Origin of the sequence: Henriciella sp. AS95, assembly GCF_038900055.1 — a bacterium.
In the GTDB taxonomy this organism is placed as follows: Bacteria; Pseudomonadota; Alphaproteobacteria; order Caulobacterales; family Hyphomonadaceae; genus Henriciella.
Genome location: NZ_JBBMQM010000001.1, coordinates 231,093 through 255,167 on the forward strand (window position 1 = coordinate 231,093; position 24,075 = coordinate 255,167).

Below are 24,075 nucleotides of genomic sequence, written 5' to 3' on the forward strand. Positions count from 1 at the left end.
AATACAATCGACGCGACGCGCAAATTGCGCCCCACTCGCCTGTGACAAGAATGCATCGCCCGCGCGGCTGGTGCGTTGAACTGGCTCGAATCGCGATTGGTTTCAGTGACTTCGCGCCTTAAATACACCAAAGAGCTGCGTGAATCTGCTGCAGCCACAAGTGAGGACGGACTTCAGCTGCAATGATCATACTCTTTCTCGTCATCCTGTTGATTGTCCTGGCCGGGGTCGCCGTCCTCTGGGCCTCCAGGCTGCCTGGAAGCGTGCTGATCAATCTTGGGCCGGAGACCACGGTCGAGTTGAAGCTGGTCGTGGCCATTCTGGCCGTCCTGCTGCTCGGCGCTGCCATGGCAGTCATATGGGGCGCGCTGACAGGCCTCCTCAAAATGCCATCCAAGTTCACGAAGTCGCGTGAGGCCTCCAAGACCCGCCACGCCAACAAGGCGCTTGCGGACGGCTTGCTGGCCGCCGAGGCTGGTGATGTGAACGCCGCGCGCCGCTATGCGAACAAGGCGTCGAAACATGCCGAGGATGAGCGCCTCAAACTCCTCCTCGAAGCGCGCACCGCCGAAATTTCCGATGACTGGTCCGGGGCCGAGCGCGCCTGGGGACAGCTTGCCCGTCTGCCGGGCGGTCAGCTTGCCGGCCTCAAGGGTGCCGCCACAGCGGCCACGGAGCGCGGTGACATCGTCGCTGCAGAGACCCGCGCCCGCGAGGCGCTCGACATGCGCGCCGACGCCGAATGGCCCTTCAACGCCCTGTTCGACAGCCAGGTCGCGCGTGAGCATTGGCGCGAAGCCCTCGAAACGCTCGCCATCGGCGAGAAACGCGGCACGATCAAGGGCGACAGCCTTCGCCGCCGCCGCGCCGTTCTTTATACGGCCCTCGCCTGCAGCCTGCCCAATGCCGAACGCCGCGACGCGCAGAAGCTGCTCGCCGACGCGATCAAGGCGGCCCCGACCTTCCCGCCAGCCGCCTATCATGGCGCTCGCCACCTGATGCTGGACGGCAAGCTGAAAGCAGCCCAGGGCGTGATCGAACTGGGCTGGAAGGCCAATCCTCACCCGGCACTGGCTCATCTCTGCCGCCGGCTCGACCCGAACGACACACCCAAGACGCAGATCGCCCGGCTGGAAGCACTCGCGGCGACCAATCCCGACGCCCGCGAGAGCCGCATCCTCAAGGCCGAGATTTCGATGGCCGATCGCAGCTGGATGAACGCGATCCGTATTCTTGCCCAACTCGTCGAGGAAAACCCGACCGCTCGCCTCTGCCTGCTGCTGGAACAGGCCCTGCGCGGCTATGGAGACGAAGCCGAAGCCAATCGCTGGGGCCGTATGGCAGTCACCGCCTCGCGTGAGCCGGAATGGTCCGACATCGACCCGAAAGGCACCGCGTTCGATTATTCCCGCCGGGACTGGGCGCGTCTTGTCTATGCGTTCGGTGACGCCGGAAATCTGGTCCACCCACGCTATGAGGCCTATGGCCGCGAGCTTGAGGCCGGACGCCACATCGCCCTGCCGCCGCCGCAGCGCCGGACCACGCCGACGCCCACCCCGCCGTCTGAGCCGCCAGCGCCGATCAAACCGCGCGCGACCGAGGCTGCACGGGCCATTTCATCCCCGCCGCTCGACTATGCGCGCGCCGATGATGACGACTAAGCGCTGCGCTTTGTGAAAACCGGGCTTGCGAGCAGGGGCATCAAAATGTATTGAGGCGCCTTCTGAACGGTTCGCCGCTATAGCTCAGCTGGTAGAGCATCGCATTCGTAATGCGGGGGTCAGGTGTTCAAGTCACCTTAGCGGCACCATTCAAATCCGGTTTGCTTCGCAAAAAAATCGATCCAGTGGATCGATTTTAGGATTTGAATGCCCCGGCAGGGGCCATAGTTCTTGATTCCGTATCGGCACTTCCGCCCCACATGAATCGCGTTCAAGGCTGTCTCAGGGCTGCGCTGTTTCCGCTGCACCTTGGCCATCTTCCTCGCCAGCACCAGTTTTGCGCTCCGAATGGACAAGTTTGTTGTAAACCCGTGTCAGCGGGCTTTTGACCATGGGGATGTAGGGCCGCTTGATGACGGCAGCCGCGCGCGCATTGATCCGGATGAACGCGAAGCCCGCAAGCCCCAGATAAACCACAGCGATGTAAACGAAGAGCGCCGCCGGGGCGAAAATCGACATGGCGATCGCGCCCGCCATCGCGCCCACCGTCGAGCCTAGCCCGTGCAGCAAAAGCAGGCCGCCACTGGTCGCCACGGCTTTTCCCGGCGCAGCATGGTCATTGGCGTGGGCCGCACAAATCCCGAATGTCGGAATGATCAGCCCGCCGAACAGGAAGGCGAGGCCGAGCAACATTGTCTGAGATGTTCCAGCCAGCATCGCCACCAGAACGGCTGCGCCAGCGCCGAGAGACGAACTTCCAATAATCACCACGCGCCGGTCGATCCGGTCTGACAGGGCGCCCATCGGAAACTGAAACACCCCCGCCCCGATAATCGCCGTACTCATGAACGCCGCCACCATCGCTGGCGCATAGCCAGCTTTCTGGACAAAGACCGGCGCGACGCCCCAGAAGGCCGCATTGGCCAGGCCAGTCGCCGCCGCCCCGACAGCCCCCACCGGCGATGTCCTGTAAAGCTCGCCGATATCGAGCTTGGCGGTTTCGAGCGGCGCCGGCGAGTGGACCTGCGTCAGGGCAATCGGGACGAGCGCAATCGAGATCAGGATCGAGACGAGCACAAACAGGTAAAAGCCTGAGGGAGAGGCCGTCGCCAGCAGCGCATTGCCGATCGTCACCGCGCCGAGATCGACGATGCGGTAGACTGACAGGATCTTGCCGCGATTTTCATTCGTCGCACGCTCATTGATCCAGCTTTCGAGCACCATGGTGAGGCCGGCAAAGCTGAACCCTGTGACGAAGCGCAGGACGGCCCAGGCCGTGGCATCGACAAATATGAGATGAGCCAGCGCGCTCGACGAGGCGACAGAGGCAAGCGCGACGAAGGTCCGGATATGGCCGACCGTCTTGATGGTCTTCGGCACGAACCGGCAGCCCAGGATGAAACCTGCAAAATAGGCTGATGTCAGCGCGCCGATGACGGCCGTCGGAAATCCTTCGAGATCGCCCCGGACAGCCAGGAGCGTCCCCTGGAGCCCGTTTCCTGCATACAGGATCGCGGTCGCGAGCAGGAGCGAACCGATAGCGGAAATGGTCCTGATCATATGACTGGCCAGCGCTTTGAAGAGAGGTCGACCTCTGCAGGTGCGCATATCTCAAATGGCCGGTCATCCAATTTTGCGGATGAGCGCGTCCGATTGCTGCAAGTGCGAAATGATTGTGCAGACGCTGCGTCAACTGAGCAGCGTTCTCGCAGGCATGGCTAGGCCAGCGGATAGTCCGCCACGGGCACATACACACTCTTCTTGCCGCTGCGCAGGGCGCTCTCGAAGAGGTGGAACCGGTCAGCTGTCCATGGCCCTGCCCGCAAGACCTGCCAGCGCTCTGACCAGGCCCTGACATCCTCCAGCCGCGCATTATTCAGATAGGCGAGCGTAATGTGCGGGCGGAACGGCTTTGCGTCGGGAGACAGACCAATTTTCGCCGCCGCCTTCCGGCACGCTTTTGCCAGCGCCTCGAGGGGTTCGGTCCGCTTCACCGTCGCGTAGACGAGCCCCGGCTCCTTGCGGCCAAACCAGCCAACGCCCTCGATCTCCAGATCAAGCTGCGGCGCCTCGATGTCACCGATGGCCTGATCAAGCTCTTCAGCGTCAGGCACAGTGACATCGCCAAAGAAGGCAAGCGTGATGTGAAAATGCTCGCGTTCCCGCCAGTTCGCGCCATTCAGGCCGGTCTGCAGCGGCTCCAGCCGATCGATCACATCTTCGGGAACAGGCAGGGCGGCGAAAAGTCGGATCATGTCAGCCTCAAATGAAGACGCCCGGCCAGCCTGACCGGGCGTCTCAATAAATTCAATATCTGCCGATCTATGAAGCTTCTAGCTTGCCAGATCGTCCAGTTTCTTGAAGTGCTCAGCGAGCAGGTAATAGAACGTCACGCGAGACTTGTTGGAGCCTTCCGGCTTCAGCTTCTCGCAGATCTTCCCGATCGCTGCGTCGATTTCATCGTTCTTTTCCGCGAGTCCCAGCTTCCCGCGGCAGAACTTTTCGCGCACCCGCTGCAGTTCACCCTCATCGGAGCATGAAACGAGCGACGAGTCGCGATTACGAAGTGCGATGCCCAGATGACCGACAATCTTCTCAGCGGCCTTCTGATTATACCCCTTTGCGTACTTTTTAATATTGTCAGCGTACGCTGATGCGTCTGCCATTTGGTTTATCCCCTTATTTTGCGATTCATCCCGCTGTTGCCGTAACGACAGCAGCAGCATGCTGCTACCGACAGTTAAGAAAGTCAAACACTGGTTTTTAACTTATGGGCAAGGTGAAGGCTGTTTCAAATGCAGCGTGTTTACGTCATTTTCCATGTCTTCAGTCCATTCCAGCTGGAACGCATCAATGCAGGTCTTCAGTTGATCCATCGTCGTCGCACCGATGATTGTGGATCCCATGAAATGGCGTGTATCGCAGAAACGAAGGGCGAACTGGGCCGGGTCGATGCCGTATTTGGCGGCAAGATCGAGATAGGAATTGATCGCCGCTTCGGCGCCGGGTTTTTCATATCTTTGCAATCGTTCGAACAATTGTTTGCGCGACCCTTTCGGAAGCGCTCCATTTCGATATTTCCCGCTTAGGTAGCCCTGGGCGAGCGGTGAGTAGGCCAGCAGACTCACTTTCTCGCGCACACAACACTCTTCCAGCCCGCCCTCAAATGTCCGGTTTACAAGGTTGTAGGCGTTCTGGATCGACTGGATCCGGGGCAGGCTATTTTTTTCGCTCTCGGCGATAAACCGCATGACCCCGTATGCGTTCTCGTTCGACAGGCCGATATGCCGGATGCGCCCGGCTTTCACATGCGCGTCGAGGTGCGAGAGAATAGCCTCGAAGGCCTCATATTCAACTTCATATTGACGCGGTGCCAGCTGCGTCCCGAACGTCGCGGCCGGCCGGTCCGGCCAGTGCAGCTGGTAAAGATCGATATAGTCGGTCTGCAGGCGTTTGAGGCTCTTTTCCACGGCCTCGTCGACTTGCTCCTTGGTCTGGCGCGTCAGCTCGACCTCGCCATCCCGGGTCCAGGTCATCTGCGAGCGGCCGGATATCTTAGAAGCGAGGATGATATCCTTTCGCTTCCCGGTCTTCTTGAACCAGGTGCCGATGATTTCTTCGGTCCGCCCCTGTGTCTCCGGCTTTGGCGGCACAGCGTACATTTCGGCCGTGTCGAAGAAGTTGATGCCGCGCTCGACGGCGTAATCCATCTGCGCGTGGCCCTCCTCTTCGGTGTTCTGTTCCCCCCAGGTCATCGTGCCGAGGCAACAAGCGGTAACATTAATATCCGTTGAGCCGAGCTTGCGCATTTTATCGGGCATTCAAAATTCCTTTTTTAATCGACCTTTAGGATACGAAGACCCACACCAGCTGTTCAACCGGTTTTCCTTGAACTGACGGGGATTTTCACCCATATTATCGCTAATCGGCATGGTCTTCATGCCGGCCTTTCGAAAGAGGGATTAATGAACGACTATAACTCAACTGTTGCCCGCGGTGGGTCGATGGATGCGAGCGTTGATGCAGGTCTGCGGACCTTCATGCTCGGCGTCTATACGAAACTGACCTACGGCATTGCCCTGTCCGGCCTGCTTGCTTTTGCAGCTGGCACCTGGGAACCGCTGACACAGCTGATCTTCGGCACACCGCTTTATTATGTGGTGGCCTTCGCTCCTGTGGCCCTGATCTTCGGCTCGATGTTCTTCATGAAGAACCCGTCGCCCACCGGATCGGCCATCCTTTACTGGGCGATTGTAACCTTTGTCGGCCTCGGCCTCGGCGTCTATTTCTACATGGCGTCCAGCGGCATGAGCTACTCCACGGCTGGCGGTATCAAGCAGTCGCTGAACTATATGACGATCGCGAAAGCGTTCTTCATCACAGCGTCGGCCTTCGGTGCCCTGTCCCTGTGGGGCTACACCACGAAACGTGACCTGTCGGCCATTGGCAGCTTCGCCATCATGGCGATCTGGGCCCTGTTTGCGGTCTCTGTCATCTACATGTTCCTGCCAATGCTCGGCATCATGGAACCGTCTTCCGGCATGGAATGGCTGATCTCGGGTGGCTTTGCGCTGCTCTCGGCTGTCCTCGTCGCCTGGCAGACCCAGGAACTGAAGGAAGGCTATTACAGCCTCGCCGGTGATGGTCGCAGCCTCGCTGTGATGACCAATTGGGGCGCGCTGAACTTCTTCATCATGTTCGTGAACATGTTCCGCTTCGTTCTGATGATGCTCGCCTCACGCGACTAGATCAGACAAGCCAACACACATCAGAAAGCCCCGGGCCTCGCGTCCGGGGCTTTTTTCTTGACTCCAAGAGCCCACAGAGACACCCTCGAACAAATCAAGAACTGATATATGTGGAGGCGGTGATGGCTGATGATCACCTCAACCCCTGTGCCAGCGATATCTGCCGGGGCGTCCTGCGTCTCTTCGGCGATATGAGCCTGGCGGGCGTCACCGAAATGACGCTCACAAACGGACGGCGCGCAGACATCGCTGCGATTGACCCAAGAGGTGAGATCACGATTGTCGAGGTGAAAAGCTCGATTGCCGACTTCCGGTCCGATGCCAAGTGGCCGGACTACCGCCCGTTCTGCGATTACTTCTATTTCGCGGTGGGGCATGGCTTCCCGAAAGACATTATCCCTGATGAGACAGGCCTGATCGTTGCTGATGGCTTCGGCGGCGCGGTTCTTCGTGCGCCCGCCAAAACGCCCATCGCCGCCGCGCGCCGCAAGGCCGTGACCCTGCGCTTCGCACGTCTGGCCGCGAACCGGCTTAATTTTGGCGCGGAACCTGCACCGGCAGACCTGATATCCCAATCGTGATGCACCGCCTTCTGGACGGTACGCCAAAGAGCCCCTAGCTGACACATTATGAGCCTCGCCTATCCTCTTGCCCGCACTGCCGATGACGCCCTCAAGGGCGGCGACCACGCGGCGCGCACGCGCTACGAGGCCGAGGATCTAGCTGGCGACACGCCGATCCTTTCGCTTGAAACCGAATGGCTGAACCCGGCGAGCAGCGATGTCCCCGCCCTGATGAAACAGGCCGAGTCCGGCGAGGCAAAAGGCTTCATTCAGGTCTATGAGGACGCAGACGGCAAACCTGTTCTCGCCGTCACTTACTGGAAGCTCGGTGAAACACCGTCGAAGACCAGGACGAAACAGAAAGCCGAAGCACCCAAGCCCACCCCAAAGCCTGCGAAAAAGAAGGTTGAAGAGAGCGACCATACGGACGATCTCTATTTCCGGCATGGCCGCACACGGCCGTCACGGCGCAAGAAACATGTCGATCCGCGTCAGATGGATTTGTTCATCAGCCCCGACCAGCGCGGCTATGAGCACAAGGATCCGAACAATCCCAATACGATGCTGACGGATGAAGAAGGCGACGGCACGACGTTTGGCGGATAGCCTTATCAGGCTGCGAAGTGAGAAAACATCCGTGCGGCAATGCCCAGGGCAAGCACTGCCATCAAAATATAGGCGAGCATGCGAAGTCCCGGCTTCTCATTCGGGCCGACATCCTCATTCCACCATCTAGTCAGTGACATGTGTCTCATGCGAAAACTTTAGCAGAATTCATGTGAGATTTCGAGGCGCTCGCAGGGAGAGTCCAAGCCCACCAGGGACGATCAGAAAAAATGCGCGCCGATGCGTAGCCCGACCGCCGCGACCAGAATGGTCATCAGGCTATAGGCCGCGATCCGCAAACCTGTTTTTTCGCGGCGACCGGCGTCTTCATTCCACCATCTGGGTAAACGTGCGGGCATCCTGAACGTTAACACAACCTGAAGGAGAATCCTAGGCGCTCGTCGGCTTGAAGGTTAAAGCTGCGCCATTGTTACAGTATCGGAGCCCCGTCGGCGCGGGGCCGTCACTGAAGACATGCCCCTGGTGCCCGAGACAGCGGGCACAGTGATATTCGGTCCGTTGCATCCAGAGCTTGTTGTCAGGCTTGGTGCCGAGATTGCCTTCAATGAACTGCCAGAAACTCGGCCAGCCCGTGCCGCTGTCATACTTCCACTCAGACTTGAAAAGCGGCAGGTCACAGCCTGCGCAGTGGAACGTCCCGTCTCGCTTCTCGTCATTCAACGGCGAGGTGAAGGCGCGTTCGGTGTCCTCTTCGCGCAGGACGGCAAAAGCCATGGGCGACAGGCGCTGGCGCCATTCGTCTTCTGAAAGCTCCCGCCATTTTGTTTCGGCATATTCGCTCTCGGCGGCAGAGGATGTCTCTGCGGTGCTTTTGGAATTAGTGCATGCGGTCAGCGCGGCACCGGCAGCCCCACTCAGAAGCAGGGTGCGACGGGTCAGGAAAGTGGTCGTACGGGTCATGCTTACGGATATAGTTTGCCTAGCTTTACCGTCGATACACAAATGCGTGTGGATAAGGTCAGCTTCGCTCGGCCCCACATGCAGACGGGGGTCGCCAATTCGTCACGGGTTCACTAGAACGCCGGGCGTCGACAAGGTTAACCGAAGGACCGTCCCATGGATGATGGAAAGCTGACAGAAGCCGCCAAGGAAAAGCTGCGCCTGACCATCGAGCGCATTGAGCGCCTCGAGGAAGAAAAGAAAGAAGTCGCCGACCAGATCAAAGACGTCTTCGCCGAAGCCAAGGCCATGGGCTATGACACCAAGGCGCTGCGCCAGGTCATCCGCATCCGCAAACAGGACAAGCAGGAGCGCGAGGAGGCAGAAGCCGTCCTTGAGACCTATCTGATTGCCCTCGGCGAGATCTAGGCCCGCTCACCCCTTTTGCGTTTGGGCCAAACCGGCCTAAATTACCGGCATCATGCCGCGCGATATCGACGAAAGAAAAAAGCGAAAAGCCCTGCGGAAACTCCGCAAGGCTGCCGATCTAGCTGCGCGCGGCGAAGGCCCGGAACTCTCTGACTGGGAAAAGGAATTCCTCGAAGAGGTTGAGGAGCGCATCGAGACCTATGGCTCGGCCTTCGCAGACCCTGAAAAAGGTAATCTCGAAGAGCCGATGTCGGCGCTCCAGACGCGCAAGCTGAAAGAGATCGACAAGAAAGCCCGCGGCAAGGGTGGCGGCTTCAAGACGCGCAAACCGCTCGGGTCCAAGAAGAAGCCGGCCTACACGCCCCGCGTGCGCCAGCTTGATGATGATGTTGAGGAAGAAGCGCCTCCGCCTCCGCCTCCGCCGAAAAAGCAGAAGCCGGAACTTGGCATCGTGAAGGCTAGCGAACTGAAGAAGGCTGAGCCCGCGAAGGCAAATCCAGCAGAGGCGCGCAAACGCCCGGCCTTTCGCGTCATTGAAGGCGGCAAGGATGACACCTGATCAGCAGGCCGCCTGGGACCGTTTCCAGACAGAGACCGGCGATATCAGGAAACCCTATGACATCTTCGCCTTTGGCGACGGGCCGGCCCTCGCACGCGAGCTGCTCGATCTTGTCCTTGCCGGCACGAAGCGGGCCACAGCGTCCAGGCTTGGTCTATACCAGGCCGAATCCAAGCGTCCGCCGGCGACTGGAGACTTGTCGCTGGTCCTCGACGCGGAAGGGCGGCCCGCCTGCGTCATCGAAACCACACGGGTCGACATCTCGCCCTTCAACACCGCGACAGAAGAATTTGCCGGGGTGGAAGGCGAAGGCGACCGCTCGCTTGATTTCTGGCGCGCGGCCCACCTTTCCTACTTCCATCGCGAATGCGGGCGCGCGGGCACCATCTTTTCCGAAGACGAGCCCATCGTCTTCGAGCGCTTCCGGCTTATCTGGACTCTCGATCAGGAATGACGGACGCTTCCGTCCAAGCTTATGGAGCCCAAACCCATGAAAACAGTCGTCATTACAGGCGCATCGACAGGCATCGGCCGCGCCGCCGCCGAACATCTCGCAGGCCAGGGCTGGAGCGTTTTCGCTGGCGTGCGCAAGCATTCCGATGGCGAGCCACTGAAGCAGGCCAATTCCAATATCACACCCATCATCCTTGATGTTGCAAAACCGGACCAGGTGAAAGCCGCCGTACAGACCGTCTCGAAAGCGCTGGATGGCAAGACGCTGGACGGCCTCGTCAACAATGCCGGCATCGCCAATATGGGCCCGCTCGCGCTCCAGCCCATGGACGAGTTCGAGCAGCATTTCGAGGTCAACGTCTTCGGCCTGATGCGCACCACGCAGGCTTTTCTCCCGCTGCTCGGCATGGATGAAGCGCGCTCCGGCAAGAAAGGCCGGATCGTCAACATCACATCCGTCGGCGGGCGCCTCTCAGCGCCTTTCCTTGGCGCATATGCCGCGACCAAGCACGCCGTTGAGGCGATCACCGACGCGCTCCGCCGCGAACTCCTCATCTACGGCATCGATGCCATCGCCATTGGCCCGGGCTCGGTGAAGACCCCGATCTGGGACAAGGCCGAGGACATGAACAAGAACCAGCCTTATGCGAACTCGGTCTGGGCGAAGCCGATCGAACAGTTTGCGGATGTCATGCTGAAAGGCGGCAAAGAAGGGCTTGAGCCGAAAGTCATCGGTGAGACGATTGAAACCGCTCTTTCGGACGACAGCCCGAAGGCGCGCTATGCGCCCGTGCCAAACAAGCTCACCAACTGGACGATCCCGAAGCTCCTGCCCAAGCGCATGGTCGATAAGGCTATGGCCAAACGCTACGGGCTCGAGAAAAAAGACTGAGCGTCACGCCAGCAGGATCAGCGCGACAATACTCGCCGTCAGGATGGCAAGCCCGGCAAACTCGCGCGCGCTGATCTTTTCCTTAAAGAAGAAATAGGACGTCGCGATCGTGAAAATGATCTCAACCTGCCCGACAGCCCGCACCAGCGCCGCGTTGACCAGCGTCATCGCCGTGAACCAGCAGAGCGAGGCCAGCATGCCGGCAAGGCCAACCAGCCCGGTCAGCTTCCAGGCGCTGAAGATGCGCGACAGCTCTCCGGCTTCGCGAAGCTTCAGGAACGCGCCAATCGCGGCTGACTGAAACACCAGGACGCAGGCGAGCGTCACGCTCGCCCGCACGATAGCAGGCCCGTCCCCGAGCGACAGGGACGCCCCGCGGAAGCAGACCGCTGACAGGCCAAACAGGCCACCAGACAGGAGGCCATAGATCACGCGCTGATCGAACCGGAATCGCGATCCGTCCGCCGCCGCCGGCAGCGAGATGAGCAGGATGCCCACCAAACCAAAGGCAATCGCGCCAAGCGCATAGAGGCTCAGCGTCTCATGCAGCACAACCAGCCCGATGAGCGCCGTCTGAAGCGCTTCGGTTTTCGTGAACGCCGTGCCAACCGCGAAATTCCGGAAGGAGAAAAGGTGGATCATGAAGCCGGTCGCAAGGATCTGCGCGAGGCCGCCAACGACCAGCAGTCCCGCGAAACCAGGGCCGGGCGCGGCGAGCTGCGTTCCCGTCGCTGACCAGAGGACCAGCGCGACGAGCACCGCCAGCGGCGCCGCAAAGATGAACCGCGCCGCGGTCGATCCCCAGACGCTCAGTCGGTCGCGAAGCTTCTTCTGAAGCAGCGAGCGCACATTCTGCAGGAAGGCAGCGGCAAAGGTGATCGGGATCCAGAGAGCCATCGCCGCGCTTGTTCAGCGCAAGCGGCGGGCTGTCAATCAATCAGTTCCTACAGAAACCAGAGGATGGTGCCGAGCGCGAGTGTGCCACTCCCGAAGAGAAGCGAAATCGTCCGGAAGTTCTGGTGCCCCATGGGTTTGGCCGCGTGAGAGTCCATCCGGTCAGCCAGTGAACAGGCCTTCTTCTGGGCGAGCCAGAACACGACGAGCGCGATCACCAGGAAAATCGTCGCGCCGGACTTGGCGAGCCAGGTCGGCTCGACCACCCTGAAGATCGCCTGGAAACCAAGGCCTAGACCGGCCGAGGCCAGCCCCGTCCGCATCCAGCCCGCAAAGGTGCGCTCATTGGCAAGGATTGTCCGGTCTTCGGCCCAGTCCGTGCGATCATGGGCGAGGTCTGTCCGCTCTTCGGCAAGATCATTCGAGGTTGGCATGCCAGATTAACGGATTGAAACCCGTTTCGGTTCACCCGCGCGGATGGGCGCTCGCGACCACGGCGCGCAAACGCTCCGAATCGACACCGGTATAGACCTGCGTCGTCGACAGGCTGGCATGGCCGAGCAGCGTCTGAATCGCGCGCAAATCCGCCCCATGCGCCAGGAGGTGCGTTGCAAAGGCATGGCGCAGCGCATGCGGTGTCGCTGTTTCCGGCAGGCCAAGTGCCCCGCGCAGAACCTGCACACCTTTCTGGATGATCGCAGGCTGCAGCCGCTTGCCGCGCGCGCCATAAAAGAACGGTGTTTCCTTGCCGAGCGCATAAGGGCAATAGCGCGCATACTCGTCCATTGCCTTGCGCACAGTCGGGATGAGCGGAACGATCCGCACCTTGCCGCCCTTGCCGGTAATCCTCAGACGGTCCGGCGCCGGGCGCACATCGCCATTGAGACCCAGCGCCTCCGAAATCCGAAGCCCTGCCCCATAGAGAAGCGTCAGCACAGCGACGTCACGCGCCGCGATCCATGGCTCTTCAGCGAAGGCTTCTGCCGTCTCGATCATGTCCTTTGCCGCAGACACCGACACCGGGCGCGGCAGACGCGCCCCACGCTTCGGGCCCTGCAGGAAGGCGATCTCTGGGTTCTCGATACCGTGATGATGGTCGAGCCAGTGATAGAAGGTCTTGATGGCCGACAGCACCCGCGCAATCGAGGCATCTGACAGACCGTCCCGCCTGCGTTTGGCGAGATAGGCGCGAATGTCAGACGCATGCAGATGGCGAAACGCCTTGATGGCGATCTCCTCGCCCAGATGCTCATTCAGAAAACCGAAGAAGCTCGCAAGGTCATGACCGTAAGCTTCAACCGTATTATCCGCGAGCCGGCGCTCGCGTGCGACATAGTCGAGAAAGGCGGAGAGAATTTCCATGTCTGCGGAGTGTCAGCGACAGGTCTTAAGGGGGGATTTATGGTGAACGCGGCGGGTGACGGAATCAGCAGGGCGCTCTAAACCCTCCCCAAATGAAACTCGCCCGCATCCTCTTCCCGCTCCCCCTGCCAGAGCCATTCGACTACGCCATTCCCGATGGCATGAGTGTCGAGCCGGGCAGCTATGTCCGCGCCCCGCTCGGCAAGATCGAGCGCACCGGCGTCGTCTGGGAGGTGGTCGAGAAGAAAGCCGACGATGAGCGGGAGCTGAAACCCGTCCTCGATATCTTTCCGGTCCCGCCCATGACGGCGGCGATGCGCCGATTTGTCAGCTTTGCGGCCCGCTACAATGTCGCGCACCCCGGTCATGTCCTCGCCATGGCGCTACGGGCGCGCGGCGGTCTGAAGCCCTCACCAACCTCAACAATCTATGTCCCGACCGGCCACCGCTCCAACAGGATGACAGATGCGCGTGTGAAGGTTCTGGATGCCGCCAGCGAGGCCGGCCCGACAAACGCCGCAGAACTTGCCCGTCAGGCCGGCGTCTCGCCTGGCGTTGTCAAAGGACTGGTCGATATCGGCGCCCTCGAAGCGCGCGAGGTCGACACCGACCTACCCTACCCCCAGCCGACCAATTTTGGCGTTGGCGATCACCTCACAGGCGAGCAGGCGGAAGCGGGGAAGGAATTGCGCGGGGCTGTCGCCAGGGGCGGCTTCCAGCCTTTCCTGCTCGATGGCATTACAGGCTCCGGCAAAACGGAGGTCTATTTCGAAGCGATCGCCGAAGCGCTTTCCAAGGCCGATGACGCGCAAGTCCTTGTCCTCCTGCCTGAAATTGCGCTGACCCAGGCTGTGCTGTCCCGCTTCGAAGCCCGCTTCGGCGCGCCGCCTGCGCCCTGGCATTCGGGCCTCTCGGACGCAGAGCGCCGCCGCACCTGGCGTGAGACCGCGCATGGCCGCGCCCGCATTGTCATCGGCGCGCGCTCGGCCCTGTTCCTGCCTTTCCGAAACCTGAAACTCATCATCATCGACGAAGAGCACGACACCTCTTTCAAACAGGAAGACGGCGTCACCTATCATGCTCGCGACATGGGCGTGATGCGCGCCAAGCTGGAAGACGCCTCGATCATTCTCGCCTCGGCGACCCCCGCGCTTGAGACGATGGTGAACGCAGAACAGGGCCGTTACCAGCGCCTGAAACTGTCGGCCCGCCCCGGCGCGGCAAAGCTGCCGGACATCGAACTGGTCGACCTGCGAAGCAATCCGCCCGAAAAAGGCAACTGGCTGTCCCCGGTTCTCTCTCGCGCGCTTGTCGAAACGCTGGAGGCAGGCGAGCAGTCTCTCCTGTTCCTCAACCGGCGCGGCTATGCCCCGCTCGTCATCTGCAAGGCGTGCGGTGAGCGCCTGAAAAGCCCGGCGACCGAAAGCTGGCTGACCGAGCATCGCTACACCAATCGCCTCGTCTGCCACCTCACCGGCTGGTCGATGCCGAAGCCGGAAAAATGCCCGATGTGCGGCGCGAAAGACTCGCTCATGGGTGTCGGCCCGGGCGTTGAACGCGTTGCAGAAGAAGTTCGCACGCTCCTCCCGCAGGCCCGGATCGAGATCTTCTCCTCAGACACGGCCCGCTCCGGCGAGGAGACACGCGGCATCGTCACCCGCATGGCCGAGGGCGAGATCGACGTCCTGATCGGCACGCAGATTGTCGCCAAGGGCCATAATTTCCCGAAGCTCACGCTGGTTGGTGTCGTCGACGCAGATAGCGGCATGAAAGGCGGCGACCTTCGCGCAGGCGAGCGCACCTATCAGCTGCTTTCCCAGGTCGCAGGACGGGCAGGCCGCGCCGAACACCCCGGACGCGCCTTCATCCAGACCTACGCGCCTGAAAACCCTGCCATGATCGCGCTCGCGGCCGGTGACCGCGACGGCTTCCTGCAGATCGAGCGGGATGTCCGCGCTGAACTGATGCTGCCGCCATTCGGGCGGATGGCCGCTCTTATCATGTCTGCGCCCACGCCAGAGCTTATCCAGGAAGCAGGCAAGATCGCCGGACAGGCCGCGCCGAACGGCGAAGGCGTCACCGTCTACGGCCCTGCCCCCGCGCCGATCTCCATCCTGCGCGGGCGTCACCGCATCCGCTTCCTTGTCACCAGCCCCCGCGATGTCGACATGTCGGCCTACATGACCACCTGGCTCGCCGCGATGAAGCTTCCCTCACAGGTCCGCGTTTCCGCAGATATCGATCCGTATTCCTTCCTCTGAGAGGCTTGGCGAACTTTGTCGCACCAGGGCGATGTCACTGGTGCAGTCGTCCCTCACCCTCTATCAGACGTTGTGAGAGGATTGGATTTGCCAGACGAGCGCTCTCCCGAAACCACACCCAGAGGCCAGAACAGCCTGTTCCGGTTCGCCGGAATTATCGTGGTATTATCGGTGCTGGCCCTCACACTTCTGGCCTGCCTTTACGCGGCCTCTGGACGGTTCGAAACGCTGTCGGTCAGCCTCACCATTCTTGTCGGCATTCCATTCTGCATCGGGGCCGTCAGCCGGCTATTGTTCAGATTGTTCTACCGCGCGGCAGACGACACCGTGACGGGCATCGCCTTCATTGCCGTATTTGTTGCGCTTTGCGTTAGCGCGATCGTTCTGCGCGAAGCCATGATCTGTATTCTCATGGCAGCGCCTTTCTTGCTGATCGGCGGATGGCTTGGCGTTTTCTTTATGGGGCTTGCCCTGCAACGTAGACCGGATAGTCCGCGGGCCAACGGCGCCGCGCTCCTGTTTATCCCATTCGCCTTGCTGGGCACCGACCTGCATCTGAAGCCCACAACGCAGGACTTCACCGTTAGCCGGGACGTTCTGATCGATGCGCCTGTCGAGCGTGTCCGTCCTCTTTTGTTCGACATGCGCGACATTTCAGAAGAGGAGGGACGCTGGAACATCACACAGGACGTCTTCGGCGTTCCGCGACCGGTCTCCGCGGTCGTCGATGCCGATCGGCGCATGGCCTTGTGGCAGAACGACGTTTCCTTCGAAGAACACATTGAGTTCATGTCGGACAACGAAATGCGCTGGCGCTTTGTCTTCCCGAACGATTCCGTCGCACGCCATTCGGACCGACACATTTCTCCCGACGGCGTCCATCTCAAGGTCGAAAGCGGCGGATACCAGCTGGAAGCCTTGCCCGACGGGCGCACCCGGCTGACCCTCAGCACGACCTATGTGGCGACGACCCCGGTCAATGCTTACGCCTCTCTATGGGGCGAGCTTATCCTTGGCGATATTCAATCCAATGTTCTCGCGATAATCGAAGGGCGGGCCGAGGCCCAATCGGTCTCCAACTGATCCGTATTCGTTCCTTTAGACGGCCTTTGGCCAGCAATTGTGCCAATCGGTCGCGCCTGTACCGCTGCGGCCATGTTGTCAGCCTCCAAACGAAGTGCTAAGCGCCCTCACAAGCGTTGGGTTGGGGCTCTGCCACCGACCCACACCCCATGTTTCACACCCTGGGCTTTTGCCCTCAACAGACGGAAAAAGGTCTTGGCCGCATCTTCCGCCTCCCATGCAAATGAAACCGCGCGGCGCTATGCCAGCGCGCTTTTCAATCTCGCCAATGAAAAAGGCGAACTGGAACGCGTTGACACAGATCTCGCAAGCTTTGCCGCTATGGCAAAGGACAGCGAGGATCTGACGCGCCTTCTCGATTCGCCTGCTTTCGGCCGCGATGAAAAAACCAAGGCGCTTCAGGCAATTGCCGAGAAAGCCGGTCTTGCGAAAATGGTTGCGAACTTCCTCGCCACCATGGCCACCAATGGCCGTTCGAACGAGATTGTCAGCGCCGCTCATCATTTCGACGAGCTCTACGCAAAGCACCGCGGCGTCAAACGCGCCATTGCGCGGACCGCAGAGGCGATGACCGCTGAACAGCGTCAGAAGCTTGAAGCTGTCCTCGCAAAAGCTGTAGGCAGCGACATCGAACTCGAAACCGAGGTCGTTCCAGACCTCATCGGCGGCATCCAGCTGCGTGTCGGATCTACCCTGATCGACGCCAGTGTCGCCTCCAAACTTGAACGTATGAACACCGCCATGAAGGGAGCTTAGAGGCTCGATGGACATCAGCGCTGCAGAAATTTCAGGCATTCTGAAATCCCAGATCGAAAACTTTGGCGTAGAGGCCGAGGTCTCCGACGTTGGACAGGTTCTGTCCGTCGGTGACGGTATCGCCCGCGTCTATGGCCTCGACAATGTCCAGGCCGGTGAAACCGTCGAATTCGACGGTGGCATCAAGGGCATGGCCCTGAACCTCGAAGCCGACAATGTCGGTGTCGTTATCTTTGGTGACGACCGCGGCATTAAAGAAGGCGACACCGTCAAGCGCACGAACGAGATCGTTGCTGCGCCGGTTGGCAAGGGCCTTCTCGGCCGCGTCGTGGACCCGCTCGGTGAGCCAATCGACGGCAAGGGCGCCCTGAAAGACGTCGCAGACCGTAACCGGGTCGACGTCAAGGCGCCTGGCATTCTGCCGCGTAAATCGGTTCACGAGCCGATGATGACCGGCCTCAAGGCGATCGACGCGATGATCCCTGTTGGCCGCGGCCAGCGCGAGCTGATCATTGGTGACCGTCAGACCGGCAAGACCGCGATCTGCGTCGACACCATCCTGAACCAGAAGCAGACCAATGACGCCGCAAAAGACGACAGCGAGAAACTGTTCTGCGTCTATGTCGCCATCGGTCAGAAGCGCTCCACGGTTGCTCAGGTTGTCAAAACCCTCGAAGAGCGCGGCGCGCTTGATTACACCGTGATCGTGTCCGCAACGGCGTCCGAGCCGGCCCCGCTTCAGTATCTTGCACCGTTCACCGGCTGCACGATCGGCGAGTGGTTCCGCGACAATGGCATGCACGCCCTGATCATTTATGATGACCTTTCCAAGCAGGCTGTTGCCTATCGTCAGATGTCCCTGCTTCTGCGCCGCCCACCGGGCCGCGAAGCCTATCCGGGTGACGTTTTCTATCTTCACTCCCGCCTGCTCGAGCGTGCGGCCAAGCTGAACGAGGATCACGGTTCAGGCTCCCTGACCGCGCTTCCGATCATCGAGACCCAGGCAAACGACGTGTCGGCCTATATTCCGACGAACGTTATTTCGATTACCGATGGTCAGATCTTCCTTGAAACCGACCTCTTCTATCAGGGTATCCGCCCGGCCGTGAACGTCGGCCTTTCGGTGTCGCGCGTTGGTTCTGCTGCGCAGACCAAAGCCATGAAGAAAGTCGCCGGTTCGATGAAGGGTGAACTCGCCCAGTACCGCGAGATGGCGGCCTTTGCGAAGTTCGGCTCTGACCTCGACGCCGCCACCCAGCGCCTTCTCGGCCGTGGTGAGCGCCTGACCGAGCTCCTCAAGCAGCCGCAATTCTCGCCGCTGCAGATGGAAGAGCAGGTTGTCGTGATCTATGCCGGTACGCGCGGTTACCTTGATGGCGTCGCTGTCCGCGATGTCACGCGCTACGAAAAAGAGCTGCTGGCTCACCTTCGCGGCGCGAAGAAGGAGCTGCTGGCGAAAATCCGCAAGGAAAAAGCCCTGACCGACGACATCGAGGCCGAAATCAAATCGACCCTCGACGACTTCACCAAGGCTTTCGCCTAAGACACGCGACGCGAGCAGGAGCTGAGCAATGCCCAGCCTTAAGGATCTGAAAAACCGGATCGCCAGCGTGAAATCCACGCGGAAGATCACCAAGGCCATGCAGATGGTGGCCGCGGCCAAGCTGAAGCGCGCCCAGGACGCCGCTTCGGCCTCCCGGCCATACGCCGAGCGTATGTCGTCGGTGGTTGCCAACCTCGCCGGCTCGATGGCCGATGGCGCAGGCGGACCGAAACTCCTGTCTGGAACAGGATCGACGCAGAACCATCTCGTGATCGTTCTGACGGCAGAGCGCGGCCTGTGCGGTGGCTTCAACACCTATGTGGTGAAAGAAGCGCGCCGTCTCATTCGTGAGCTCATCGGCGAAGGCAAGACCGTCAAGATTCTGACCGTCGGCAAGAAGGGCCGTGAACAGCTGAAGCGCGAATACGCCGAACTGTTCGTTGGCCATGTGGATCTCTCCGACATTCGCGGCAATGATTATACTGATGCCGGCATTGGTCTCGGCCTCGACATCACATCGCGCTTTGATGAGGGCGAGTTTGATGTTGCGACCCTGGTCTACAGCCAGTTCAAGAACGTGCTGAGCCAGATCCCGGTCTCCCAGCAGCTGATCCCGGCAAAAGCGCCTGAAGACGCTGAGACGGTCGACCTGCAGGGCGCGATCTATGAGTATGAGCCTTCTCAGGAAGAGATTCTCGAAGTGCTCCTGCCGCGTTACATTAATACGCAGATCATTTCCGCCATGCTGGAAAGCTCGGCCGGCTTCTATGCCAGCCAGATGACCGCCATGGACAATGCCACGCGCAATGCCGGTGACATGATCGACAGTCTGTCCCTGCAATATAACCGGGCCCGTCAGGCCCAGATCACCAAGGAGCTGATCGAGATCATCTCCGGTGCAGAGGCCTTGTAGGAGACGCGCGATGAATTTCTGGATTTACGAAAATTTTGGCAACAAGCGCGCTCGCATCCACACCGCCAACTGCCGCTATTGCAATAATGGTCAGGGCGTCGGCGGCGACCAGACCAATGATGACGACAAGTGGCACGGCCCGTTCGACACGTTCGCCGCTGCCGAAAAGAAAGCAAAGTCGCTGAAGCAGAAAGACACCCGCGCCTGCGGCGTGTGCAAGCCTGCAGAAGCCGACGCCAAGGGCGGCGTGAAGATTTCCGACGTGGCGCCCGCCATCGCAGCCGCGTCTGCAACCGAATCTGCGCCTAAGCCGGCGGCCACCTCAAAGCCGGCTCCGACACCAAAAAAGGCTTCCAAGCCAAAACCTACATCCGCTCCCAAGGAGACGCCTCGCATGAGCAGCAAGACCGCAACCGGCAAGATCGCACAGGTGATCGGTGCCGTCGTCGACGTCCAGTTCGAAAGCAACCTGCCCGACATCCTGAACGCCCTGGAAACCGACAATAACGGGAACCGCCTGGTTCTTGAGGTTGCCCAGCACCTCGGCGAGAACACCGTTCGCACGATCGCCATGGACTCCACTGAAGGCCTCGTTCGCGGCCACCCGGTGACCGACCTTGGTGAGCCGATCCAGGTGCCAGTCGGCCCGGAAACGCTCGGTCGTATCATGAACGTCATCGGTGAGCCGATTGATGAGCGCGGCCCGGTGAACACCGCCAAGCGCGCCCCGATCCACGCTCCGGCGCCTGCATTTGTTGACCAGTCTACCGAAGCCGAGATCCTCGTCACCGGTATCAAGGTTATCGACCTGCTCTGCCCTTACGCAAAAGGCGGCAAGATCGGCCTGTTCGGCGGCGCCGGTGTTGGCAAGACGGTTCTCATTCAGGAACTGATCAACAACATCGCGAAACTGTTCGGTGGTTACTCGGTCTTCGCCGGTGTCGGCGAGCGGACCCGCGAAGGTAACGACCTCTATTACGAAATGATCGAGTCGAACGTGATCGATCTCGAAGGCGACAGCCGCGTGGCGCTGGTCTATGGCCAGATGAACGAGCCTCCGGGCGCGCGTGCCCGCGTTGCTTTGACCGGTCTCGCACAGGCAGAATATTTCCGCGATGAAGAAGGCAAGGACGTGCTGTTCTTCGTCGACAACATCTTCCGCTTCACCCAGGCCGGCGCCGAAGTGTCCGCCCTTCTCGGCCGTATCCCGTCCGCTGTGGGCTACCAGCCAACGCTGGCCACCGATATGGGTCAGCTGCAGGAGCGGATTACCTCCACGAACAAGGGCTCGATTACCTCGATCCAGGCCGTCTACGTTCCAGCTGACGACCTCACCGACCCGGCGCCAGCCACCTCGTTTGCTCACCTTGACGCAACGACGGTTCTGAACCGCGCCATCTCGGAAAAAGGCATCTATCCGGCTGTGGATCCGCTCGACAGCTCCTCGCGTATCCTTGACCCGATGGTTGTCGGTGAAGAGCACTATGAAGTCGCCCGCGGGGTTCAGGAAATCCTGCAGCGCTACAAGGAGCTTCAGGACATCATCGCCATCCTCGGCATGGACGAACTGTCCGAAGACGACAAAATGGTCGTTGCCCGGGCCCGTAAGGTCGAGCGCTTCCTGTCCCAGCCGTTCGACGTGGCCGAAGTCTTCACCGGTTCGCCAGGCGAGCAGGTCAAGCTCGAAGACACGATCAAGGGCTTCAAAGGCCTCATCGCCGGTGAGTATGACCACCTTCCAGAGCAGGCCTTCTACATGGTCGGCAATATGGACCAGGTGATGAAGAAAGCCGAAAAGATGATGGAAGACGCGTAGCCCGCGCTTTCAGAATCTGTATTGATTTCAGCAGCCGCATCGGAAACGATGCGGCTGCTTTCATGTGGGGACATAAAAATGATGCGCGCAGCTTTCGCCGGCCTGATGGCAGCTCTTACTTTCGTTCCGGCGGCCTTTGCTGCCCCACCGCCAGCGCTGCCAGACGGCACGCCTGCCACCATCGAGGGATACGAGACTTCGCTGCTCTATCGCCACTTCATCCGCTGGACGGAGCGCGAGTCGTCCAAGGCTGTACGCGAGAGCGTGAAAAAGACCGAGCTCATGCTTTCCCTCGGCAATGATGTCCGCGTTCTCAGCTTCAGCATTCTTGGCCATGAGCCTTATACCGACGCGGCTGGCGGTCTCGAGCAACAATGCGACTATGACCCGGACAACATGATGCAATTCATCGTCGGCACGGCGTCTCTCACCGAAGAGGAGATCGCCGAGAAGTGCTACTGGCGACTGCGACTGAACGATGCCACGGGCGCACGACCGATCGCGCAAGCATGGATCGACGCCTTCGATCCGCAACGCGCCGCCAACTACCTGAAATCGCAGGGCATCAAACCTGGCAAAGATCTCATGTCCCGCACGATTGACTGGTCCGGCTACCAAGACCCGGCCGCGCTAGCCAAAGCGCCCGCCCTCCGGTCCAATGTCTGGACCAGCCGCACATGCGGCTCCTTCCCCGCCGCACTCGACCAGATCGAGAGCATCTCGCTCGGCAATATCAACATCAGGGATTATGGCACCGGTGGTGAAACAGCGCCGAGCAAACCGGACTCGCCCTGGCTCACCGTCACGGCCTATTCAATCAATGCCGGTGCCAAGGCCAGCATTGAATTCTCCGGTACGGCCGGGGCACCGGCGACGCTGATTGATATTCTGGATGCGCTCACCGACGCCTGCGAGCCTCTCCCGCCGCCCGCACAATAAGCCAAACCTCATCCGCGACAGCACGTCCCGGTAGACATTGGCGCTCAGACAAGTATTGAAACCTCAGCGAATTTCACATCGGACATTTCTCATGGCTGAAAAACTTCACTTCTCTCTCGTTTCCCCCGCCAAGGAGCTTTTCTCCGGCGAGGTCGATCACGTGATCGCGCCTGGAAGCGAAGGCGAATTCGGCGTGCTGGTGAACCACGCGCCTTTCATGACGACGCTGAAGAATGGCGTCGTCCGCATCCTTGAAGGCGACAATGTCACCATGCGCCTCTTCGTGCGCGGCGGTTTTGCTGATGTCACGCCTGCCGGTCTTACCATCCTGGCCGAGGAAGCGGTCGATCTGGCAAAGGTCGACGCGGCAAAGATCAATGAAGATCTCGAAGAAGCCAAGACGAAGCTCCTTTCCGAAGGCAAGGACGGCCCGCATCATGGCGCGCTCGAAGCGCAGGTCGACTACCTGACCGATCTCAAGGCAGCCGTCGTCCACTAGATCGGACCCAATTCATACAAATTCTGGAGCCCGGCCCGCCAAAGGCCGGGCTCATCTAGTTTAGACGGGAATGGTATTCCGGCTGCCGCTAGCCGAACATCGCAATCGTCTGGCGTCCGATCATTACCGGATCGCCATTGCGGTTCCACATGCGCATCGACTGGCTGGAATAACCATCCTTGGTGGCTTGCGCCTCATGATGAACCAGGAACCAGCCTTCGACGGTTGTGATATCGTCGGTCAGGAATTCGGCCATCCAGGTCATTGAACTGATCGGGGCCGGCTTGGTCAGCATCGAGAGCGCTGCCGGCGGCGGCGCATCCGCGAGCGAGAGCAGGGTCGTCGGATTCCAGATCGCCGCTTCATCCTTGTGACGCAGCCAGAGCAGGAGGTCGCCGCGTTCGGCGCCAGTGACCGGGCGCTCACCAGCGACAAGCCGGATATTGAAATTATGCGCGAAGTTCGGGCGCTGGTCGCCGAAGAAACTTTCGCAGGAGTCGGGTGAGTCCGCTTTCGGACATTCGCGCGATTTCTGGTCGACTTCGGATTCCCGTTTCGCCCCGAAAGTGAAGATAGAGCGGGCCATGATCCCGCCTTCGCTGACGAGGTCGACATTGACGAAAGCTGAAGATTTGCCGCGCCGAAGCACAGTCGGCGATATGACGACGTCGCCGCCAACCGGCCCGATAAACGCAACCTGCACGGCCCGCACCGGCATGTCGGAGACAAGCTCCTGCGCCGCCTCCAGGCAAAGCGCAGCCGTCAGACCGCCATAGGTCGTGCGGCCCTGCATCCAGCTTTCAGGAATGGTCGTCTCGATGCGCCCCGCGGTGCCGCGCTTCAGCTCACCGATAAGTTCGCTGTAGCGCACTTAGTGCTGGCTCTCCGGCGTTGTCACCTTGAGGCCTTCGAGATCGTCGGAAATGGTGATCTGGCAGGAAAGACGTGAGTTCGACTGAACGTTCTCGGCGAAATCGAGCATTGATTGCTCCATTTCTTCCGGTTCACCGACCTTTGGCATGAAGGCCTCATCTACATAGACGTGGCATGTCGCGCAGGCGCAGGCACCGCCGCAATCGGCATCGATGCCAGGAACGGAATTCTTGATCGCGGTTTCCATGACCGTTTCACCATTCTTGGCTTCGATCGGGCGCTCGGTCCCTTCATGGTCGACATAGATGATCTTCGGCATTTCTTA

Annotated in this window: 27 protein-coding genes and 1 tRNA gene; 17 read left to right on the forward strand and 11 right to left on the reverse strand. The window is 60.3% G+C overall.

The genetic code is table 11. The annotated features are described in order from the left end of the window. Positions 1 to 182 precede the first annotated feature (182 nt). Both WNY37_RS01180 and WNY37_RS01185 read left to right on the forward strand, forming a co-directional pair. Positions 183 to 1,661: a heme biosynthesis HemY N-terminal domain-containing protein gene (locus tag WNY37_RS01180; protein WP_342971623.1), complete on the forward strand. Its 1,479-nt coding sequence runs from the start codon at positions 183 to 185 to the stop codon at positions 1,659 to 1,661. A 73-nt stretch (positions 1,662 to 1,734) separates the two neighbouring features. Further along, a tRNA-Thr gene (locus WNY37_RS01185) sits at positions 1,735 to 1,810 on the forward strand. Positions 1,811 to 1,943: 133 nt separating this feature from the next. Here WNY37_RS01185 and WNY37_RS01190 read toward each other — a convergent pair. The 4 genes from WNY37_RS01190 to WNY37_RS01205 form a co-directional block, all read right to left on the reverse strand. After that, the gene (locus tag WNY37_RS01190; RefSeq protein WP_342971624.1) at positions 1,944 to 3,221 is read right to left on the reverse strand and encodes an MFS transporter; all 1,278 of its coding nucleotides are present in this window, start codon (positions 3,219 to 3,221) and stop codon (positions 1,944 to 1,946) included. Between the two features lie 158 nt (positions 3,222 to 3,379). Continuing rightward, positions 3,380 to 3,916, reverse strand: a complete 537-nt coding sequence (gene thpR / locus WNY37_RS01195) for an RNA 2',3'-cyclic phosphodiesterase (RefSeq protein WP_342971625.1) — start codon at positions 3,914 to 3,916, stop codon at positions 3,380 to 3,382. Between the two features lie 78 nt (positions 3,917 to 3,994). Then, positions 3,995 to 4,327, reverse strand: a complete 333-nt coding sequence (locus tag WNY37_RS01200; RefSeq protein WP_342971626.1) for a DUF2853 family protein — start codon at positions 4,325 to 4,327, stop codon at positions 3,995 to 3,997. 102 nt (positions 4,328 to 4,429) lie between these two features. Beyond that, the gene (locus WNY37_RS01205; protein ID WP_342971627.1) at positions 4,430 to 5,482 is read right to left on the reverse strand and encodes an aldo/keto reductase; all 1,053 of its coding nucleotides are present in this window, start codon (positions 5,480 to 5,482) and stop codon (positions 4,430 to 4,432) included. A gap of 144 nt (positions 5,483 to 5,626) precedes the next feature. Here WNY37_RS01205 and WNY37_RS01210 point away from each other — a divergent pair, with 144 nt between their 5' ends. The 3 genes from WNY37_RS01210 (at position 5,627) to WNY37_RS01220 (ending at position 7,578) form a co-directional block, all read left to right on the forward strand. Next, the gene (locus tag WNY37_RS01210) at positions 5,627 to 6,409 is read left to right on the forward strand and encodes a Bax inhibitor-1/YccA family protein (protein WP_342971628.1); all 783 of its coding nucleotides are present in this window, start codon (positions 5,627 to 5,629) and stop codon (positions 6,407 to 6,409) included. Positions 6,410 to 6,531: 122 nt separating this feature from the next. After that, positions 6,532 to 6,990, forward strand: coding sequence for an MmcB family DNA repair protein (locus tag WNY37_RS01215; RefSeq protein WP_342971629.1), 459 nt, complete (start codon positions 6,532 to 6,534; stop codon positions 6,988 to 6,990). 48 nt (positions 6,991 to 7,038) lie between these two features. Next, positions 7,039 to 7,578, forward strand: coding sequence for a hypothetical protein (locus tag WNY37_RS01220; protein ID WP_342971630.1), 540 nt, complete (start codon positions 7,039 to 7,041; stop codon positions 7,576 to 7,578). Positions 7,579 to 7,583: 5 nt separating this feature from the next. On the opposite strand, the gene WNY37_RS01225 is transcribed toward WNY37_RS01220, so the two are convergent. Both WNY37_RS01225 and msrB read right to left on the reverse strand, forming a co-directional pair. Further along, entirely contained in the window at positions 7,584 to 7,718 is a 135-nt protein-coding gene (locus tag WNY37_RS01225; RefSeq protein WP_342971631.1) for a hypothetical protein, read from the reverse strand. Between the two features lie 250 nt (positions 7,719 to 7,968). Then, positions 7,969 to 8,499 carry a peptide-methionine (R)-S-oxide reductase MsrB gene (gene msrB, locus WNY37_RS01230; protein WP_342971632.1) on the reverse strand — a complete coding sequence of 177 codons (531 nt, stop codon included), beginning with the start codon at positions 8,497 to 8,499 and terminating at the stop codon, positions 7,969 to 7,971. Between the two features lie 156 nt (positions 8,500 to 8,655). Here msrB and WNY37_RS01235 point away from each other — a divergent pair, with 156 nt between their 5' ends. From WNY37_RS01235 to WNY37_RS01250, 4 genes are read left to right on the forward strand one after another with little or no spacing between them, the layout of a single operon-like run. Further along, on the forward strand, positions 8,656 to 8,907 hold the full coding sequence (locus tag WNY37_RS01235) for a GapR family DNA-binding domain-containing protein (RefSeq protein WP_342971633.1): 252 nt from the start codon (positions 8,656 to 8,658) through the stop codon (positions 8,905 to 8,907). 52 nt (positions 8,908 to 8,959) lie between these two features. Then, on the forward strand, positions 8,960 to 9,466 hold the full coding sequence (locus WNY37_RS01240) for a hypothetical protein (RefSeq protein WP_342971634.1): 507 nt from the start codon (positions 8,960 to 8,962) through the stop codon (positions 9,464 to 9,466). Further along, positions 9,456 to 9,920 carry an ASCH domain-containing protein gene (locus WNY37_RS01245; protein ID WP_342971635.1) on the forward strand — a complete coding sequence of 155 codons (465 nt, stop codon included), beginning with the start codon at positions 9,456 to 9,458 and terminating at the stop codon, positions 9,918 to 9,920. The genes WNY37_RS01240 and WNY37_RS01245 overlap by 11 nt, the downstream gene beginning before the upstream one ends. Positions 9,921 to 9,956: 36 nt before the next feature. After that, on the forward strand, positions 9,957 to 10,811 hold the full coding sequence (locus tag WNY37_RS01250) for an SDR family oxidoreductase (RefSeq protein ID WP_342971636.1): 855 nt from the start codon (positions 9,957 to 9,959) through the stop codon (positions 10,809 to 10,811). Between the two features lie 3 nt (positions 10,812 to 10,814). Here WNY37_RS01250 and WNY37_RS01255 read toward each other — a convergent pair whose 3' ends face one another. From WNY37_RS01255 to WNY37_RS01265, 3 genes are read right to left on the reverse strand one after another with little or no spacing between them, the layout of a single operon-like run. Next, a complete protein-coding gene (locus WNY37_RS01255; protein WP_342971637.1) occupies positions 10,815 to 11,708 on the reverse strand; it encodes a DMT family transporter in 894 nt (297 codons plus the stop codon). A gap of 47 nt (positions 11,709 to 11,755) precedes the next feature. After that, complete coding sequence (locus WNY37_RS01260; protein ID WP_342971638.1) at positions 11,756 to 12,139, reverse strand: DUF202 domain-containing protein; 384 nt, start codon at positions 12,137 to 12,139, stop codon at positions 11,756 to 11,758. 31 nt (positions 12,140 to 12,170) lie between these two features. Next, entirely contained in the window at positions 12,171 to 13,067 is an 897-nt protein-coding gene (locus WNY37_RS01265; RefSeq protein ID WP_342971639.1) for a tyrosine recombinase XerC, read from the reverse strand. A 92-nt stretch (positions 13,068 to 13,159) separates the two neighbouring features. Here WNY37_RS01265 and WNY37_RS01270 point away from each other — a divergent pair, with 92 nt between their 5' ends. The 8 genes from WNY37_RS01270 (at position 13,160) to WNY37_RS01305 (ending at position 22,877) form a co-directional block, all read left to right on the forward strand. Further along, a complete protein-coding gene (locus WNY37_RS01270; protein ID WP_342971640.1) occupies positions 13,160 to 15,328 on the forward strand; it encodes a primosomal protein N' in 2,169 nt (722 codons plus the stop codon). Between the two features lie 87 nt (positions 15,329 to 15,415). After that, positions 15,416 to 16,411, forward strand: coding sequence for a hypothetical protein (locus tag WNY37_RS01275; protein WP_342971641.1), 996 nt, complete (start codon positions 15,416 to 15,418; stop codon positions 16,409 to 16,411). 195 nt (positions 16,412 to 16,606) lie between these two features. Beyond that, on the forward strand, positions 16,607 to 17,167 hold the full coding sequence (atpH, locus tag WNY37_RS01280; protein ID WP_342971642.1) for an ATP synthase F1 subunit delta: 561 nt from the start codon (positions 16,607 to 16,609) through the stop codon (positions 17,165 to 17,167). A 7-nt stretch (positions 17,168 to 17,174) separates the two neighbouring features. After that, a complete protein-coding gene (gene atpA, locus WNY37_RS01285) occupies positions 17,175 to 18,710 on the forward strand; it encodes a F0F1 ATP synthase subunit alpha (RefSeq protein ID WP_342971643.1) in 1,536 nt (511 codons plus the stop codon). A 28-nt stretch (positions 18,711 to 18,738) separates the two neighbouring features. Continuing rightward, positions 18,739 to 19,623: a F0F1 ATP synthase subunit gamma gene (locus WNY37_RS01290; protein WP_342971644.1), complete on the forward strand. Its 885-nt coding sequence runs from the start codon at positions 18,739 to 18,741 to the stop codon at positions 19,621 to 19,623. A 10-nt stretch (positions 19,624 to 19,633) separates the two neighbouring features. After that, on the forward strand, positions 19,634 to 21,439 hold the full coding sequence (gene atpD / locus WNY37_RS01295; RefSeq protein ID WP_342971645.1) for a F0F1 ATP synthase subunit beta: 1,806 nt from the start codon (positions 19,634 to 19,636) through the stop codon (positions 21,437 to 21,439). Between the two features lie 78 nt (positions 21,440 to 21,517). Then, positions 21,518 to 22,378, forward strand: coding sequence for a hypothetical protein (locus WNY37_RS01300; protein WP_342971646.1), 861 nt, complete (start codon positions 21,518 to 21,520; stop codon positions 22,376 to 22,378). Between the two features lie 91 nt (positions 22,379 to 22,469). Then, a complete protein-coding gene (locus WNY37_RS01305; RefSeq protein ID WP_342971647.1) occupies positions 22,470 to 22,877 on the forward strand; it encodes a F0F1 ATP synthase subunit epsilon in 408 nt (135 codons plus the stop codon). A gap of 88 nt (positions 22,878 to 22,965) precedes the next feature. On the opposite strand, the gene WNY37_RS01310 is transcribed toward WNY37_RS01305, so the two are convergent. Both WNY37_RS01310 and WNY37_RS01315 read right to left on the reverse strand, forming a co-directional pair. Continuing rightward, positions 22,966 to 23,748 (reverse strand): thioesterase family protein, encoded by a 783-nt coding sequence (locus WNY37_RS01310; RefSeq protein ID WP_342971648.1) that lies wholly within the window; start codon positions 23,746 to 23,748, stop codon positions 22,966 to 22,968. Next, on the reverse strand, positions 23,749 to 24,069 hold the full coding sequence (locus tag WNY37_RS01315; RefSeq protein WP_342971649.1) for a 2Fe-2S iron-sulfur cluster-binding protein: 321 nt from the start codon (positions 24,067 to 24,069) through the stop codon (positions 23,749 to 23,751). Positions 24,070 to 24,075 lie beyond the last annotated feature (6 nt).